We start from the raw sequence: 16,678 nt of genomic DNA, 5'->3' as shown, positions 1-16,678 counted from the left end.
AAAAACCCCGCCTTGGCGGGTTTTTTTATGCGTGAAATACGGTCAGTTTAATAGCTGCCTGCTCACCAGCGGACCGCTAATGTCTTTCGCTGCGCGCTCCATGACTTCCTGAATGACAGAAGAGAGTTCATTGACCTCAAATTTTGCCACGTAGCCATCAGCTTTAACCCGGCGAACGTGATCTTCATTGGCACTACCGGAAAGCGAGGAGTGGATAACGACCGGGATTTTCTTCAGGCGTTCGTCGGTCTTGATCTTACGGGTAAGCGTAAAACCGTCCATCTCCGGCATTTCCAGGTCGGTGAGCACCAGGGCTATCTTCTCGGTGATTGGCTTGCCTTCCGCCTGCGCTTCTGCGGAAAGCTGCTGGATTTTTTCCCATGCATCCTTACCTGTCACATGCATCTGATGCGGGATTTCCATGGCATTAAGCCCTTTCTCCAGCATCGCGCGAGCGACTTTCGAATCTTCTGCTACAATCGCCACCGCACCCGGCGTGATGTTGAATTTACTGGTTTTCAGGTCTGTCGCGCGTAAATCGTGATTGGACGGTACGATGTCGTAAAGGATTTGCTCAACGTCGAGCACAAGCGCCAGGTTGTTGGTCTCTTTATCGTCATCCAGGCAGGCGATACTGGTGATGTAGCGGCCGTTGACGGCTTTCTCGGCGGTATGCACCTGTTGCCAGTCCAGACGCATAATGTTTTCCACTGATTCCACCGCAAACGCCTGTACGCTGCGGGCGTATTCTGTAATGAGCAGGATGTTGAGTCCGGTCTCGGGTTTACAGCCCGCCACCGCCGGCAGGTCAATCACCGGAATCACTTGATCGCGAATGTTCACCATACCTAACAGCGGAGCTTTCATTCCCGCCGGACGCGTAAACGTCGGCATCGGCACGATTTCACGTAGTTTAAATACGTTGATGCCAAACAGCTCTGATTTCTGCTCCTCAACAGATTTGCCGAGGCGAAACAGTAGCAGTTCAAAACGGTTAGACAGGGTTAGGTTGGTCCTGTCATCAATATCTTTCTGGAAATTGTTCATCCTGTCCTCAGTGTGAAAGCCAGCCTTTTCACTGTTATCGGCACTGAGGCGAAAAAATAGAGCATTAAACGGTGAAAATGGCGAAATCGTGAGCCAGTTCTGTTGCCGGGAACAGCGTTCTGCACTCTTCGAGTAATCGCTGACAGCCTTTTTCATCGTAGCGTGAGCTAACGTGGGTCATGATCAAGCGTCCGACACCTGCTTTAAGCGCCAGAAGCGCGGCTTGTCGGGTTGAGCTGTGTCCACGACTATTGGCCTTCTCCTCCATTGACGAGTCCAGCGTAGTTTCATGCACCATCACATCCACACCTTTTGCCAGTTCGAGGGCGCTTGCGCACGGGCCTGTATCGCCGAAAATAGCCACCGATTTTCCCCTGGTGGCCGGGGCAAGAAAGTCGGCACCGTTAATCGCGCGACCATCTTCCAGTACGATGGTTTTCCCGGCTTTCAAATCCTGAAACCACGGGCCGGATTTAACACCAGCCGCCTTCAGAGCACTGGCGTCAAGTGCACCGGGTTTGTCGTGCTCTTCAATGCGAAAACCATAGCATTCCAGCGGATGTTCTAGTGGATATGCCGTTACCTTACGCAGGCCGTCATCCACGATTTCACCTGCGGTGATTTCCACAATATCCAGAGGATAATCAGTCCATGAACCGCTCAGACGCAATGCGGTTTCGGTAAATTCCCGTAATCCTTTTGGTCCGTAAAGCGTCAGTGGCTTCACGTTCCCGGCCATCGAACGACTGCATAGCAGACCAGGTAAACCAAACAGGTGGTCGCCATGCAGGTGGCTGATAAAAATACGGTCGAGTTTTCCCGGATTGAACGGCGTGGCGAGCATCTGATGCTGTGTTCCTTCGCCGCAATCAAAAAGCCACAGCCCCGGCTGAGTCGGGTGTTGCAGATTGAGTAAAATTGCCGTTACATTGCGTGAGCGGGTAGGAACTCCCGCTGACGTGCCTAAAAATAGTAATTCCATCTTTGCGTTACACTTTTCGCCATCAATAAGGCAGGGTGTTCAGGTTATCACAACAAAGGGGCAGACAATGATTCACTGGCAAGATCTCCACCATGCAAAGCTGAGTACACAAGAACTGTATGCCATTCTTCAGCTTCGCTGCGCGGTGTTTGTTGTTGAACAACAGTGTCCATATCAGGATGTGGATGGCGACGATCTGGTTGGAGAAAATCGGCACATTCTGGGCTGGCACAATGATGAGTTGGTGGCGTATGCGAGGATTCTGAAAAGCGATGACGATCTGGAGCCGGTGGTCATTGGCCGGGTGATTGTCAGCGAAGCGCTACGCGGCGCAAAACTTGGGCAACAGCTGATGACCCAGACGCTGGCATCCTGTGCGCAACACTGGCCGCACAAGGCGCTGTATCTGGGGGCGCAGGCGCATCTGCAATCGTTTTATGCGCGCTTTGGTTTTATACCGGTGACGGATATTTATGACGAAGACGGGATTCCGCACATCGGGATGGCGCGAGAAGCACATCAGGCATAAACAGGCGCAAACGGTCCAGGTTGTCTATAGTTAGCGGATACGTCAATAGAAAGGGAGAATACAATGTCTTTTCAATCTTATGAATCACGTATCGATGATGATCTGGAGCTCTTGAGCGAAACGCTGGAAGAGGTGCTGCGTTCTTCCGGCGATCCGGCCGATCAAAAATATCTTGAGTTAAAAGCGCGGGCAGAGCGGGCGTTACAAGAGGTGAGAAATCGCGTCAGCCATGCCTCTGACAATTATTATTTCCGCGCGAAAAAGGCCGTTTGCCGTGCAGATGACTATGTGCATGAAAAACCCTGGCGTGGAATCGGCGTTGGCGCCACGGTCGGTTTAGTGATGGGATTGTTGTTAGCACGGCGATAAATTCCGCTCCGTCAGCGCATTTGTTCGTACTCCCTAACTGGGGGTACTGCTTTTTCTGTTCAGTACCCCGTATAATAAGAGGTTTTTAACAGGGAGAGGTCCGCGTGCAATCAATCACTACTGCGCTGGAAGGTCTGATGCGTCATTTGTCGCAAGAGATACCGGCAGCACCTGGAATTCGTATTTACGACATACCTTTCCCTCTGAACGATGCGTTTGACGCTTTAGGATGGCTGGCCAGTCAACCCGTCTGGCCCCAGTTTTACTGGCAGCAGCGTAACGGCGACGAAGAAGCCGCTGTGCTGGGTGCCGTTGCCACGTTTTCCTCGCTGGCATCCGCTCAACAGTTTTTACGTCAGCACGACAACCAACCTGACCTGCGTATCTGGGGCCTTAATGCGTTCGAGCCCCGGCACGGCAATTTGTTGTTACCGCGACTGGAATGGCGACGCTGCGCCGGGGTGGCAAGCTTACGGCTACACCTGTACAGCGATGTTTCGCTGCGTGAAGACGCCGTACGCGCGGTCGAATTTATTTCCACGCTGGCCAACGTTAAGCCGTTGCCCGCGTTGCGTTTGAGTTTGACGGGAGAACAACACTGGCCAGATAAGGCCGGCTGGACAGACCTGATAAAACTTGCCACGCACACCATCAATGGCGAAGAACTCGACAAAGTTGTGCTGGCGCGAGCGACAGATTTACAGTTTTCACAGTCGGTGAATGCCGCTGCGGTGATGGCTTCCAGCCGTCGCCTGAACCTCAACTGCTACCATTTCTTTATGGCATTCTCTGCCGACTCCGCTTTTCTTGGTTCTTCCCCTGAACGTTTGTATCGGCGGCGTGATACGGCGCTGCGCACCGAAGCGCTGGCCGGAACCGTTGCCAACCACGCTGAGGATCATCGCGCCTGGCAGTTAGGCGACTGGTTGATGAAAGATGATAAAAACCAGCGCGAGAATATGCTGGTGGTCGAAGATATTTGCCAGCGGCTGCAAGGCTGTACGCAAACCCTTGATGTGCTCCCCCCGCAGGTGCTCAGACTGCGTAAGGTGCAGCATCTACGCCGTTGTATCTGGACGGAACTGAATCAGGCCGACGATACGCTTTGCCTGATGCAACTCCAGCCTACGGCGGCCGTTGCAGGCATTCCGCGTGAGCTGGCGCGCGAATTCATCCAGCAAAATGAACCCTTTGAACGCGAGTGGTATGCCGGCTCTGCGGGTTATCTTTCTCTGCGCCAAAGTGAATTCTGCGTATCATTGCGTTCGGCGAAAATTAACGCCAACGTGGTCCGCCTGTATGCCGGCGCGGGGATTGTACGTGGTTCAGATCCTGAGCAAGAATGGCAAGAAATAGACAATAAAGCGGCAGGACTGCGCACTTTATTACAGATGGAAGGGTAATGAGTTGTATATTACCGACTCATATCAAAAATCCATTTATTCGATTCTTTATACTGTGTCGCAATATTGATACCGGACAATCTCATGTCAGTAAGCGCATTTAACCGACGCTGGGCGGCGGTCATACTGGAAGCACTCACTCGCCACGGCGTCAGGCATATCTGCATTGCCCCTGGCTCTCGTTCTACACCGTTGACGCTGGCAGCCGCGGAAAATCCTGCTTTCATCCACCATACCCATTTTGATGAGCGTGGTCTTGGGCATCTGGCCTTAGGTCTGGCAAAAGTGAGTCGCCAGCCTGTCGCCGTGATTGTCACGTCCGGTACGGCGGTGGCGAACCTGTATCCCGCATTGATTGAAGCGGGCCTGACCGGTGAAAAACTGATTTTACTCACGGCTGACCGACCGCCAGAACTTATCGACTGTGGCGCTAATCAGGCGATTCGTCAGGCCGGCATGTTTGCTTCTCATCCGTCGCAAACGCTCTCCTTACCGCGTCCAACTCAGGACATTCCGGCAAGCTGGCTGGTGTCCACCATTGATAATGCCCTGGCCGCGCTGCATAGCGGAGCGGTTCATATTAATTGTCCGTTTGCCGAACCGCTGTATGGCGACATGGACGAAACGGGGATCGCCTGGCAGCAGCGCCTCGGCGACTGGTGGCAGGATGATAAACCCTGGCTACGTGAAGCGCGTCGGCTGGAAAGCGACAAACAACGTGACTGGTTTTTCTGGCGACAAAAGCGCGGCGTAGTCATTGCAGGCCGTATGAGCGCGGAAGAGGGCAAGAAAGTTGCGCAATGGGCGCAGATGCTTGGCTGGCCGCTGATTGGCGATGTGTTGTCGCAAACCGGACAACCCCTGCCGTGTGCTGACCTGTGGTTGGGGAATGCGAAGGCGGTGACTGAGTTACAGCAGGCGCAGATAGTGGTGCAGCTTGGCAGTAGCCTGACCGGAAAACGACTCCTGCAATGGCAGGCCAGTTGCGATCCGCAGGAATACTGGATTGTCGATAATATCGAAGGTCGCCTCGATCCGGCGCATCATCGTGGACGCAGGCTGGTGGCGAAGGTTGGTGACTGGCTGGATCTGCATCCGGCGGAAAAACGCCAACCCTGGTGCGTGGAAATCCCGCGCCTGGCGCAACTGGCATGGCAGGCGGTGGAAGCCCGTCGCAACGTGTTTGGTGAAGCGCAATTAGCCCATCGTATTCACGAATATCTGCCCGAACAAGGGCAACTGTTCGTGGGTAACAGTCTGGTGGTGCGCCTGATTGATGCACTGTCGCAGCTTCCGGCTGGTTTCCCGGTCTATAGCAACCGTGGCGCGAGCGGCATTGACGGTCTGCTGTCAACGGCGGCGGGCGTACAGCGCGCCAGCGCAAAATCAACGTTGGCTATCGTCGGCGATTTATCTGCACTGTATGATCTCAATGCGCTGGCGTTATTGCGTCAGGTTTCCGCGCCGTTTGTCCTGATAGTGGTCAATAATAACGGTGGGCAGATATTTTCCCTGCTACCGACGCCGGCAAGTGAACGTGAACGGTTCTATCTGATGCCGCAGAACGTGCACTTTGAGCATGCCGCAGCCATGTTTAACCTTAAATATCAGCGCCCAGAAAACTGGGAGCAACTGGAGAACGCGTTGACAAATGCCTGGCGTACTCCTGCGGCAACGGTTATTGAGCTGGTGGTGAACGAAACTGACGGGGCGCAAACCCTGCAGCAACTGCTGGCGCAGGTAAGCCATCTATGATCCTGCACGCCCAGGCGACCGTTAGCCAGAGTGGATCACCCTGGCTGGTTTTCCTGCACGGGTTCTCCGGCGACTGTCGGGAATGGCACACGGTCGGCGAAGCGTTTCAGGATTATTCACGGCTATATATCGACCTGCCGGGACACGGCGGTTCCGCCGAGATCAAGGTGAGCGGGTTCAATGATGTTTGTGCGTTATTGCGTAACACCTTGCTTAGTTACAACATACCTAGCTACTGGCTGGTGGGATACTCTCTTGGCGGCAGAGTCGCGATGATGGCGGCCTGTCAGGAGATGCCCGGACTTTGCGGTCTGGTCGTAGAAGGTGGCCATCCTGGCTTGCAAAGCGAGGAGGCGCGCGTTCAACGTCGTCTTTCAGATGGCCGCTGGGCCGCGCGTTTTCGCGCAGAGCCTCTGCGTGAGGTATTTTATGACTGGTATCAACAGCCGGTATTTTCCTCGCTGAATGCGGCGCAAAGAGAGGCGCTGGTCGATCTGCGTAGCCAGAATAACGGGCATACGCTGGCGGCGATGCTGGAGGCCACCTCGCTTGCCGTACAACCTGATTTACGTGCGCAACTCACTGCGCGCACATTTCCGTTTTATTATTTATGTGGTGAACGTGACGATAAATTCCGCGCGCTGGCGACGGAAATGTCAGTACCAAACCATGTGATTCGTAATGCCGGACACAACGCGCATCGGGACAATCCCGCTGGCGTGGTGGACTGTCTGGCTCAGATTCTACGTCGCTGACTATAGGACATTTTATGATCTATCCTGATGAAACAATGCTTTACGCACCGGTAGAATGGCACGATTGCTCTGCAGGCTATACCGACATTCTCTACGAGAAATCCACCGACGGTATCGCCAAAATCACCATTAATCGTCCACAGGTACGCAATGCTTTCCGTCCTGTTACCGTAAAAGAGATGATCCAGGCGCTGGCGGATGCCCGCTATGACGACAACATCGGTGTGATCATTCTGACCGGTGCGGGTGACAAAGCGTTTTGCTCAGGCGGCGATCAGAAAGTGCGTGGCGATTACGGCGGATACCAGGATGACTCCGGTGTGCATCACCTGAACGTGCTGGACTTCCAGCGTCAGATTCGTACCTGTCCGAAACCGGTCGTGGCGATGGTAGCAGGGTACTCCATCGGCGGCGGCCACGTGCTGCACATGATGTGTGACCTGACCATTGCGGCGGAAAACGCCATCTTTGGTCAGACCGGCCCGAAAGTGGGTTCCTTCGACGGTGGTTGGGGTGCCTCTTACATGGCCCGTATCGTGGGTCAGAAAAAAGCGCGTGAAATCTGGTTCCTGTGCCGTCAGTACGATGCGCAGCAGGCGCTGGACATGGGCCTGGTCAACACCGTGGTTCCGCTGGCGGATCTGGAGAAAGAGACCGTACGCTGGTGCCGTGAGATGCTGCAAAACAGCCCGATGGCGCTGCGTTGCCTGAAAGCGGCACTGAACGCCGACTGCGATGGACAGGCAGGTCTGCAAGAACTGGCCGGTAACGCCACCATGCTGTTCTACATGACGGAAGAAGGTCAGGAAGGTCGTAACGCCTTTAACCAGAAACGTCAGCCTGATTTCAGCAAATTCAAACGGAATCCGTAATGCGTAGCGCGCAGGTATACCGCTGGCAGATCCCCATGGACGCGGGGGTGATTCTGCGCGACAGGCGGTTAAAAACGCGTGACGGGTTGTATGTTTGTCTGCGTGACGGCGAGCATGAAGGGTGGGGAGAGATCTCCCCGCTGCCGGGCTTCAGTCAGGAAAGCTGGGAAGAGGCGCAAACCGAGCTGCTGTCCTGGGTACAAGGCTGGTTGCAAGGGGATGATTCTTTACCACAGCTGCCATCTGTCGCTTTTGGCGCAAGCTGTGCGCTGGCCGAACTGGCTGACGCTCTGCCGGAGGCTGCAGACTATCGTGCTGCGCCTCTGTGTACGGGCGATCCTGACGATTTGGTGCTGCAACTGGCGGATATGCCGGGCGAAAAAGTTGCCAAGATCAAGGTTGGGCTGTATGAAGCGGTTCGTGACGGAATGGTAGCCAATCTGCTGCTCGAGGCGATTCCGGAGCTGCATCTGCGACTCGACGCCAACCGCGCCTGGACGCCGTTGAAAGCCCAACAGTTCGCGAAATACGTCAATCCAGAGTATCGCGGACGCATTGCCTTCCTTGAAGAACCATGTAAAACGCGCGATGACTCACGCGCATTCGCACGTGAAACCGGCATCGCTATCGCCTGGGACGAAAGTCTGCGCGAAGCGGATTTCACCTTTGAAGCCGAAGAGGGCGTCAAGGCTGTGGTTATCAAACCTACTCTGACCGGTAGTCTCGACAAAGTGCGTGAACAGGTTGCGGCGGCGCATGCGCTTGGTCTCACCGCCGTTATCAGTTCATCTATTGAGTCGAGTCTTGGTTTAACCCAACTGGCGAGAATTGCCGCCTGGCTGACGCCGCAGACCATTCCGGGTCTGGACACGCTGAGTCTGATGCAGTGCCAGCAGGTACGCACCTGGCCGGGTAGCGCGTTGCCGTGTATTGCCGTTGATGCGCTGGAACGCCTGCTATGACTTCATGGGAAACGCCCGCTAGCGCAAGCTTAGCGGGCACTGACTGGCCCTGGCGCGACTGGCGGCAGGTTCGTGCGCAGGCGCCAGCGCTGCGCCTCAACGATGAAGTATTAAGCTGGAGTGAGCTCTGTACCCGCGTCGATCATCTGGCCAGCGGCTTTGCCGCTCAGGGCGTGAAAGAGGGCGATGGCGTCCTGCTCCGCGCATGGAATCATCCGCGTTCTTTACTGACCTGGCTGGCATTGCTGCAATGTGGGGCGCGGGTTTTACCTGTGAACCCGCAGTTGCCTCAATCGCTGCTTGATGTGCTGGTCCCGGACTTAACGCTACGTTTTGCCCTGGATCTGGAGGCCGCTAACGCGTTTCCCGGGCTGGAACCGTTGCAGATGCAGGCGCTGCCAGGCGCACATGCCGCCGCGTGGTCGCCTCAGCGCTTGAGCACAATGACGTTAACCTCAGGTTCCACCGGATTGCCGAAAGCGGCGGTTCACACCTGTCAGGCACATCTGGCAAGCGCGCAGGGCGTGCTGTCATTAATGCCGTTTGGCGCTGAAGATGACTGGCTGCTTTCATTGCCGCTGTTTCATGTTTCCGGCCAGGGTATTTTATGGCGCTGGTTGTTTGCCGGGGCGCGAATGACCGTGCGCGACAAGCAGCCGCTGGAGCAAATGCTGGTCGGCTGCACCCATGCCTCGTTGGTCCCCACACAGTTGTGGCGCTTGTTGGTCAATAAAACGCCGGTCACGCTCAAAGCGGTGCTGCTGGGCGGCGCAGCTATTCCTGTTGAGTTGACGGAGCAGGCGCGCGATCAGGGGATTCGCTGCTGGTGCGGTTATGGACTGACGGAATTCGCTTCCACCGTTTGTGCGAAAGAGGCGGATGGTCTGGCTGATGTCGGTTCAGCCTTAGCGGGCAGAGAAGTCAGAATCGTGGATGACGAAGTCTGGCTGCGTGCGGCCAGCATGGCGCAAGGTTACTGGCGTAACGGACAGCTTATTCCTTTAGTGAACGCGGAAGGGTGGTTTGCTACCCGCGATCGTGGGGTGTTAAAGGACGGCAAGTTAACCATTATCGGTCGCATGGACAATCTGTTTTTTAGCGGTGGGGAAGGCATACAGCCAGAAGAAGTGGAACGCGTGATTGCAGCGCATCCGCAGGTTCTGCAGGCCTTTATTGTCCCGTTAGAAGATAAAGAGTTTGGTCATCGTCCGGTGGCGGTCGTTGAGTATGACACCAACGCTGGCGACGCCAATCTTGCAGAGTGGGTTAAAGATAAGCTGGCCCGTTTTCAGCAACCGGTATGTTGGCTGACGTTGCCACCTGAACTGAAAGCCGGAGGGATTAAAATCTCTCGTCGCGCGTTGGCGGATTGGGTAAGTGCTTCATCATTAACATTAAGAAAATATTAATTACATTTCTCATTTTTGCCATTCCGTCGCTATTGTCGTTTTGTTTATCAGCTAAAGTGTAACCTGATGTGAAATTCATTAACAAAAGGTGCGCTATGGAATGGCATGTGAAGAAGTCTTGCTGTCACAAGAAAGCAGGGAGGCTCTATATCGTACTTTGCGATAGCGGTGGTTCGCTTAAGATGCTTGCTGAGGCGCAATCTTCCGAACGGGTTAAGCCCGGGGATCTCCTTTCACCGCTGAAAGACGCACAGTATTGTGTTAATCGTGATGCATCCCGTGTGATTAAAATAATCGATGCCAGACAGTACATTTGTGACGAATGGGAGCGCCTGTTACGACTGTCGGCAGATAAATGAGCTCAGCGCCGGTGCTTGTCAGCAGGCAGAAAAATCGTCATTAAACCCGCCATGATGCACAGTACCCCAACCAGCGCCTTCACTGAAAATGTTCCCTGCCAGCCGGGCAGAATCATTGATGCGACCCAAACCAGAACATAGCTGAGGCTGAGCAAGGCATAAGCCTTGCTCAGGGCGAGCTGGTGCAGGGCCTTATGCCAGCAAATTACCGACAGTAAATATCCCGCCAGCCCACTAAAAAGAGCCAATGCGCCAGCGTTGAGGGCGAATACGGCGGATAGAAATTTCAACGGTTGCAGCATCGGCGGCAGGTTATCCATCGCAAAGCCGAGACTCAGTTGGGCAGCCGAGGTGATAATAACGCTACATAATCCCCAAAAAATGCCCATTACACCGCGCTCCCAAGAATGAATATGCCGGCGATTATCAGCCCCACACCCAGCCAGTGGCGCGTTGCGACCGGTTCGCGCCAGATTTTCCAGGCGGCCAGCGTCACCCAGACAAAATTCAGGCTCAGCATGGGATAGGCGATGCCAACAGGGATATTCTGCAACACCACCAGCCAGAGCAGCATAGCCAGGCCGAGGCTTGCCAGGGCCAGCCCAATCCATTGCGTAATATGGCGTTTTCGCCTGCCTGAAGGTACCGGACGCGTTGCTTGCTTCTGGCATAACTGTCCGCATACGCTGAGCAGGCTGGCGAAAATTAATACTATCCAGATCATTTCGGCCGATACTGAATCAGGACCAGACGCCCCTGATTATCGATATAATCAGCGGGAGGAATGGCTAGTTGATTAATATCTTCATTCTTATCAATCGAGAGCACGAGGGTAATATTTCCTTGCTGACGGTGTTGGGCTAACCAGTCGACAAAGTCCATCCGACTGACAAAGCGCCCTTGGGCATCCGGATAGCTGAGGCCGTATTTCAACTCGCCTGTTTGTCCGTATAGCATGATGTCGTCACGCTTCAGGCTCCAGGCCAGCCCCGCAGCGACGCCAACGCTGTCGGTGAGAATATAGCGGCTGGATTCCAGCGACTCTTTGGTCATCTCGACAAAAAACTGCGGTTGTTTAGATTCCATGACCCGATCGGGAATGGAGAAGCCAAACAACAGCGCCAGTCCTAATGGGCAAAACGCGGCAAATTGCCAGTTCTTCTCGCGGTTATTTAACGTATACCAGCCAAAGAGCGTCCAGATGAGAAAAATACCCCATGCACAAAAAACCTTATAGGTTTCGATATGCGACCAGATAGGCATTTTCAACGGTCCCAGCGTGGAAACAATAAACGTGGCGATAATGCCTACCACACCAAACAGAACGTTGATCCAGCCATTCACACGCAGCGCGGCTGAACCTTTTTGCGCAGCCTGCAGGCCAAAACGCGCCGTTAATATCGCCAGCGGCGCGAAGCAGGAAAGAATATAGGTCGGCAGTTTTCCTTTTGCGATGCTGAAAAACAGGATCGGCATGATAATCCAGCTTAGCAGGTATAGTGTGCTGCGCGGAACATCTCGTTCCCGCCAGCCCGTACGCAGTGCGCCGGGAAGCAGCCCGAGCCACGGTAACGCGCCAGCCAAAAGCACGGGAATGTAGTACCAGACAGGGGCCTTATGTTGGGCATCATCCTGGGCGAAGCGTTGAATGTGTTCGACCCAGAAGAAGTAATGCCAGAAGTCCGGCTCACGCTGAGCAATCGCTACACCCCACGGCAGCACAATCACGACGCAGCCGACGACTGCCAGCAGGCCGTAGACGATCAGGTCTTTCCAGCGTTTTTGCACGAAAACCCACGGCAGTACGCTGAGCACAGGAACGGCAAGCGCCAGGAAACCCTTGGTCATTACGCCCATGCCGCAGGTTAGCCCTAACAGCAGAAAGGCAACGATTTTGCGTGTTCTGGTAGTGGCCTGCATCCCCTCCCAAAAGCAGCACATGCCCGCCATCAGCCAGAGTGCGATCATAGGATCGAGTACCGCGTAGGTACCGATGCTATAGACCGAAAAAAAGGTTAAAAAGATAACTGAAGAGAGTACGGCGGTACGCTTATCCTGCCACATCCGCATGGCAAGCCAGGCTACCAGTAGCGCAGTCAGCAAGGTGGCAAAAATCGCCCCCGCTCTGACGCCAAAATTATTGGCGCCAAACAGCCATTGCCCGATGCTGTTCAACCAGTATCCGGCAATCGGTTTTTCAAAATAACGCAGCCCTAAAAAGTGCGGAACGATCCAGTCGCCAGAGGTCAGCATCTCCCGACTGATTTCGGCATAGCGCGTTTCATCAGGCTGCCACAGCAGACGACTATTAATAGGTAAAATAAAATACAGCGCGATAAAAGCGATAAATGCCAGGGCGTTACGTACCGATTTCATTGTGTCATATCCACGGGTTGCTGACAGCCGAGCCATCCCTCTCTGCCGGGAATTTTCCCACGCACGATCCGCCCGGTTGGCAGCGTACTGATATCGTCCGGTAGCAGATCCCCGAGCGGGCAAAACGTAATCCCCATGTCGGCAGCACGAGTGAGCAGTTCGTCAAAATTCTGCTGAAAGGCAATACCTTCCACTTCTGCATGAATGGTGTACACCGGTGTCTCTCTGCTCATCTGGATGTGGGAGAGAATATAAGCGTTAAAGTCCACCGCCTGAACCTCCTGACCCACCACTTCATCCCATGTGGGTAATGTGACAGGAATTTGCGGCGTACCTGTTTTCCCGGATGCCAGCACAGGACGGAATAACGACGTTCCCCGACAGTCGCTGTTATAGCGCAGATGGAACGTTTCTTTGGCATGGACGACGCGGTCGTCGGCACGCCATCCGGCAACGGCGGAGCAGGTAACGGGCTGATTGATGATAGCTTCAAGGGCGGTAATGCCACGTGAAATATCATCAATTAGCTCTTTGTCATTCCAGTTTCCGCTTCGCGCCTGCCAGGCATGGTGATCCCAGGCATGCAAACCGGTTTCATGAAGCAGGGCGGTTTGCGCAATAATTGCCGCATTGGCCTGGCCGATCTCTTTTCCCGGCCATGCTGTACCCGCCAGCAAAATATCCCACCCGTAGAGCGATGCTGCGTTTGAGCGCAGCATCTTCCACAGAAATTGTGGCTTCACCAGACGCCAGAGATGGCGTCCCATGTTGTCAGGTCCCACGCTAAAGAAAAAACTTGCCCGAACGTTATGTCGGTTCAATGTCTCCAGCAGGCGGGGCACGCCTTCGCGTGTCCCCCTGAATGTGTCGACATCAATGCGCAAGCCAACTTTGGTCATGATGTGTGTTCCGTGATATCCACACTGCGTAAGAAGAAGTCCAGCGTCTCTTCTACCGTTTCCTGCATCTCAATGGTGGGTTCCCAGTTCAGGCAACGTTTTGCGTTGCGAATATTGGGCTTACGGTGCTCAACGTCCTGATAACCTTTACCATAGTAGGTGCTGCTTTCGACGTCGCGGAAACCGGCAAACGGCGGAAAATGCTGACGTAATGGATGTTTTTCAAAGCAGGTTAGCAGCATTTCTGCCAGTTCCTGAATACTCGCTTCGTTTTCCGGGTTACCGATGTTGATAATCTCGCCGTCACAGCGTCCGCCTTCATTTTCAATAATGCGGTACAGGGCTTCGATACCATCGCGAATATCGGTAAAACAGCGCTTTTGCTTGCCGCCTTCAATCAGCTTAATCGGTGAGCCTTCCACCAGATTGAGAATCAATTGGGTGATGGCGCGTGAGCTGCCGATACGCGCGGCGTTAAGACTGTCCAGACGCGGTCCCATCCAGTTAAACGGACGGAACAGGGTGAAGCGCAACCCCTCTTTTTCGCCGTATGCCCAGATTACGCGGTCCAGCAACTGCTTGGAAACGGAGTAGATCCAACGTGGTTTATTCACCGGGCCGACGATCAGATTCGAGCTGTCCTCATCGAAGACTTTATCGGTACACATGCCGTAGACTTCGGAGGTTGACGGGAAAATGATGCGCTTACGGTACTTCACGCAGTAGCGAATGATTTTCAGGTTCTCTTCAAAATCGAGTTCAAACACGCGCAGTGGGTTGCGGGTATATTCGATTGGCGTTGCGATCGCCACCAGCGGCAATACGACGTCGCATTTTTTCACATGATATTCAATCCATTCGGAGTGAATGCTAATGTCGCCTTCGACGAAATGGAAACGCGGATGTTGCAGGAAACGCCCAATTGCGTCGCTGCCAATATCGAGTCCATATACTTCGTAATTGTCTTCTTGCAGCAGGCGCTCGGTCAGGTGGTTACCAATGAAGCCGTTAACGCCAAGGATCAGCACGCGAGTACGACGTTTGCTGGTGGTAACTGACTGGCTGTTCAGACGAGAACCGGGTACCAGGCCCAGAACCTGCGCCAGCTGTGAGCCTTGCATCGCAATACCATCGCCAGCTTGTCCGGTAATAATCTCCAGTGCGCCATCGGCACAGGCGATCAGCAAAGGCGACACGGAGATGACGGTGCCCGGTTGGGCTGCAAGGTCATTTGTGCAAACACGCGACGACCAGACGGTGAACTTTTGCGTGCCAACATAGCTAAATGCACCCGGCCACGGATCGCTGACGGCGCGGACCTGGTTATGCAGCTCCGCGGTGGGTTTGTTCCAGTCCAGGAAGCTATCTTCCGGCGTGCGGCGGCCAAAACAGGTAGCCTCTGCTTCCTGTTGCGGGCGTTCTGCATAATCGCCCGTTTTAATCGCGGGCAGCGCTTGTTCCAGCAGCTGACGCGCAGCCTGGCACAATTTATGGTGCAGCGTTAACGCCACATCATCCGAAGAGATAGCGACAGACTGCTGGGCGATAATAGCGCCAGCGTCTGCACGTTTGACCATGCGATGAAGCGTGACGCCGGTTTCGGTTTCGCCATTGACCAATACCCAGTTCAGCGGCGCGCGGCCGCGGTATTTTGGCAGCAGCGAGCCGTGCAGATTAAATGCCCCCTTAGGCGCAAGACTGAGGATCTCCTCACTCAGTAAATGGCGATAGTAGAACGAGAAGATAACATCGGGTGCCAGTTGGCTAATGCGCTCGATCCACAAAGGATGATTAACCTCGTCCGGGGCGTAAACCGGAATACCGGCGCTGGCGGCGAGGCGGGAAACAGAGCCAAAAAACGCTTTTTCACCCGGGTTGTCGGTGTGCGTAAAAATTGCGGCGATTTCATAACCTGCATCCAACAAGGCCTGGACACCCTGACATCCCATATCGTGATAGGCAAATACGACGGCTTTCATGCGCGGTTTTCCTCGGTTGACTGCGTGGTTTGTGGGCGGATAACGTGTTGAACAAAATAGCGGGGGCGGGCGCGGACATCGTTATAGATGCGACCGATATATTCGCCGAGTAAACCCATGCCAATGAACTGTGCGCCGATAAAGGTAAACAGGACGGCAAACAGCATGAATACCCCTTCCGCGGCCCACTGCGGGCCGAGCGTCAGGCGTAACACAACAAGCAGAACGGACAGCGTAAAGCCCGTGGCGGCAATCACGCTGCCGAGCAGGCTCAACATACGTAACGGCGTGGTGGTCAGACAGGTCACCAGGTCATACATCAGGTTGATCAGACGCATGAAGCTGTATTTAGAGTCACCAAATTCACGCTCTGCATGGTGCACCGGGATCTCCGTGGCGCGACGGGCAAAAATGTTGGCCAGAATCGGAATAAAGGTGCTGCGTTCCTGGCAATGCAGCATGGCATCGACAATATGGCGACGATAGGCGCGTAGCATGCAGCCGTAGTCGCCCATCGCTTTACCGGTAGTGCGCTGAATCAGGTGGTTGATCATACGCGAGGCGGTTTTACGAAATACGCTGTCCTGTCGGTTCTGGCGTACCGTTCCGACCACATCGAAACCTTCATCTGCGGTGGCAACCAGCCGGGGGATCTCTTCCGGCGGGTTTTGCAAATCGGCATCCAGCGTGATGATCAAGTCACCGGTGACATGGCTGAAACCGGCCATAATTGCCGAGTGCTGGCCGTAATTGCGGTTCAGCAGAATAGAAACGATATGGCTGTTCGGCGCCTGTGAAGCGTCCATCATCAGTTGCGCGGAACGGTCGCTGCTGCCGTCATCGATCAGCAAGATTTCATAATCTTTGCCCAATTTTTCGCAGGCGGCGCTGGTGCGTCTGATTAATTCTGGCAGGCTTTCCTGTTCGTTAAAAACAGGAATGACCACTGAGACTTTCTTGATCGGTGTGGCTTCAAACATAG

General features: G+C 54.4%; 17 protein-coding genes. 9 read left to right on the top strand and 8 right to left on the bottom strand.

Annotation, left to right across the window (positions count from 1 at the left end; all coding sequences use genetic code 11):
- Positions 1 to 42: 42 nt before the first annotated feature.
- Both FDW92_RS06255 and rbn read right to left on the bottom strand, forming a co-directional pair.
- Positions 43 to 1,047 (bottom strand): chemotaxis protein, encoded by a 1,005-nt coding sequence (locus FDW92_RS06255; RefSeq protein WP_042307102.1) that lies wholly within the window; start codon positions 1,045 to 1,047, stop codon positions 43 to 45.
- Between the two features lie 64 nt (positions 1,048 to 1,111).
- Entirely contained in the window at positions 1,112 to 2,029 is a 918-nt protein-coding gene (rbn, locus tag FDW92_RS06250; protein ID WP_042307104.1) for a ribonuclease BN, read from the bottom strand.
- Positions 2,030 to 2,096: 67 nt separating this feature from the next.
- Between rbn and FDW92_RS06245 the strand changes: the two genes are divergently transcribed.
- The 9 genes from FDW92_RS06245 to pmrD all read left to right on the top strand — a co-directional run bounded on the left by FDW92_RS06245 (position 2,097) and on the right by pmrD (position 10,442).
- The gene (locus tag FDW92_RS06245) at positions 2,097 to 2,558 is read left to right on the top strand and encodes a GNAT family N-acetyltransferase (RefSeq protein WP_042307106.1); all 462 of its coding nucleotides are present in this window, start codon (positions 2,097 to 2,099) and stop codon (positions 2,556 to 2,558) included.
- A gap of 63 nt (positions 2,559 to 2,621) precedes the next feature.
- Positions 2,622 to 2,927 (top strand): stress response protein ElaB, encoded by a 306-nt coding sequence (gene elaB / locus FDW92_RS06240; protein WP_042307107.1) that lies wholly within the window; start codon positions 2,622 to 2,624, stop codon positions 2,925 to 2,927.
- A 104-nt stretch (positions 2,928 to 3,031) separates the two neighbouring features.
- On the top strand, positions 3,032 to 4,330 hold the full coding sequence (gene menF / locus FDW92_RS06235) for an isochorismate synthase MenF (RefSeq protein ID WP_042307109.1): 1,299 nt from the start codon (positions 3,032 to 3,034) through the stop codon (positions 4,328 to 4,330).
- 84 nt (positions 4,331 to 4,414) lie between these two features.
- Positions 4,415 to 6,085, top strand: coding sequence for a 2-succinyl-5-enolpyruvyl-6-hydroxy-3-cyclohexene-1-carboxylic-acid synthase (gene menD, locus FDW92_RS06230; protein ID WP_042307111.1), 1,671 nt, complete (start codon positions 4,415 to 4,417; stop codon positions 6,083 to 6,085).
- On the top strand, positions 6,082 to 6,840 hold the full coding sequence (gene menH, locus FDW92_RS06225; protein WP_042307114.1) for a 2-succinyl-6-hydroxy-2,4-cyclohexadiene-1-carboxylate synthase: 759 nt from the start codon (positions 6,082 to 6,084) through the stop codon (positions 6,838 to 6,840). The genes menD and menH overlap by 4 nt, the downstream gene beginning before the upstream one ends.
- A 14-nt stretch (positions 6,841 to 6,854) precedes the next feature.
- Entirely contained in the window at positions 6,855 to 7,712 is an 858-nt protein-coding gene (menB, locus tag FDW92_RS06220) for a 1,4-dihydroxy-2-naphthoyl-CoA synthase (protein WP_038642278.1), read from the top strand.
- The gene (gene menC, locus FDW92_RS06215; protein ID WP_042307116.1) at positions 7,712 to 8,674 is read left to right on the top strand and encodes an o-succinylbenzoate synthase; all 963 of its coding nucleotides are present in this window, start codon (positions 7,712 to 7,714) and stop codon (positions 8,672 to 8,674) included. Before menB ends, menC begins: the two co-directional genes overlap by 1 nt.
- Positions 8,671 to 10,083 (top strand): o-succinylbenzoate--CoA ligase, encoded by a 1,413-nt coding sequence (menE, locus tag FDW92_RS06210; RefSeq protein WP_042307119.1) that lies wholly within the window; start codon positions 8,671 to 8,673, stop codon positions 10,081 to 10,083. Before menC ends, menE begins: the two co-directional genes overlap by 4 nt.
- Positions 10,084 to 10,178: 95 nt before the next feature.
- The gene (gene pmrD, locus FDW92_RS06205; protein ID WP_042307121.1) at positions 10,179 to 10,442 is read left to right on the top strand and encodes a signal transduction protein PmrD; all 264 of its coding nucleotides are present in this window, start codon (positions 10,179 to 10,181) and stop codon (positions 10,440 to 10,442) included.
- Between the two features lie 2 nt (positions 10,443 to 10,444).
- Here the strand turns inward: pmrD and arnF are convergent, their stop codons facing one another.
- From arnF to arnC, 6 genes are read right to left on the bottom strand one after another with little or no spacing between them, the layout of a single operon-like run.
- On the bottom strand, positions 10,445 to 10,831 hold the full coding sequence (gene arnF / locus FDW92_RS06200) for a 4-amino-4-deoxy-L-arabinose-phosphoundecaprenol flippase subunit ArnF (protein ID WP_042307124.1): 387 nt from the start codon (positions 10,829 to 10,831) through the stop codon (positions 10,445 to 10,447).
- Positions 10,831 to 11,166 carry a 4-amino-4-deoxy-L-arabinose-phosphoundecaprenol flippase subunit ArnE gene (arnE, locus tag FDW92_RS06195; protein WP_042307126.1) on the bottom strand — a complete coding sequence of 112 codons (336 nt, stop codon included), beginning with the start codon at positions 11,164 to 11,166 and terminating at the stop codon, positions 10,831 to 10,833. The genes arnF and arnE overlap by 1 nt, the downstream gene beginning before the upstream one ends.
- Positions 11,163 to 12,818 (bottom strand): lipid IV(A) 4-amino-4-deoxy-L-arabinosyltransferase, encoded by a 1,656-nt coding sequence (arnT, locus tag FDW92_RS06190; RefSeq protein WP_042307128.1) that lies wholly within the window; start codon positions 12,816 to 12,818, stop codon positions 11,163 to 11,165. Before arnT ends, arnE begins: the two co-directional genes overlap by 4 nt.
- Positions 12,815 to 13,717 (bottom strand): 4-deoxy-4-formamido-L-arabinose-phosphoundecaprenol deformylase, encoded by a 903-nt coding sequence (gene arnD, locus FDW92_RS06185; protein ID WP_042307130.1) that lies wholly within the window; start codon positions 13,715 to 13,717, stop codon positions 12,815 to 12,817. The genes arnT and arnD overlap by 4 nt, the downstream gene beginning before the upstream one ends.
- The gene (gene arnA, locus FDW92_RS06180) at positions 13,714 to 15,696 is read right to left on the bottom strand and encodes a bifunctional UDP-4-amino-4-deoxy-L-arabinose formyltransferase/UDP-glucuronic acid oxidase ArnA (RefSeq protein ID WP_042307132.1); all 1,983 of its coding nucleotides are present in this window, start codon (positions 15,694 to 15,696) and stop codon (positions 13,714 to 13,716) included. Before arnA ends, arnD begins: the two co-directional genes overlap by 4 nt.
- The gene (arnC, locus tag FDW92_RS06175) at positions 15,693 to 16,676 is read right to left on the bottom strand and encodes an undecaprenyl-phosphate 4-deoxy-4-formamido-L-arabinose transferase (protein ID WP_042307134.1); all 984 of its coding nucleotides are present in this window, start codon (positions 16,674 to 16,676) and stop codon (positions 15,693 to 15,695) included. Before arnC ends, arnA begins: the two co-directional genes overlap by 4 nt.
- Between the last annotated feature and the right edge of the window lie 2 nt (positions 16,677 to 16,678).

Origin of the sequence: Citrobacter sp. wls706 (assembly GCF_005281305.1) — a bacterium.
Lineage (GTDB): Bacteria > Pseudomonadota > Gammaproteobacteria > Enterobacterales > Enterobacteriaceae > Citrobacter > Citrobacter werkmanii.
Note: the sequence above shows the minus strand (reverse complement) of the source record. Positions and strands in the feature narration are given on the sequence as shown.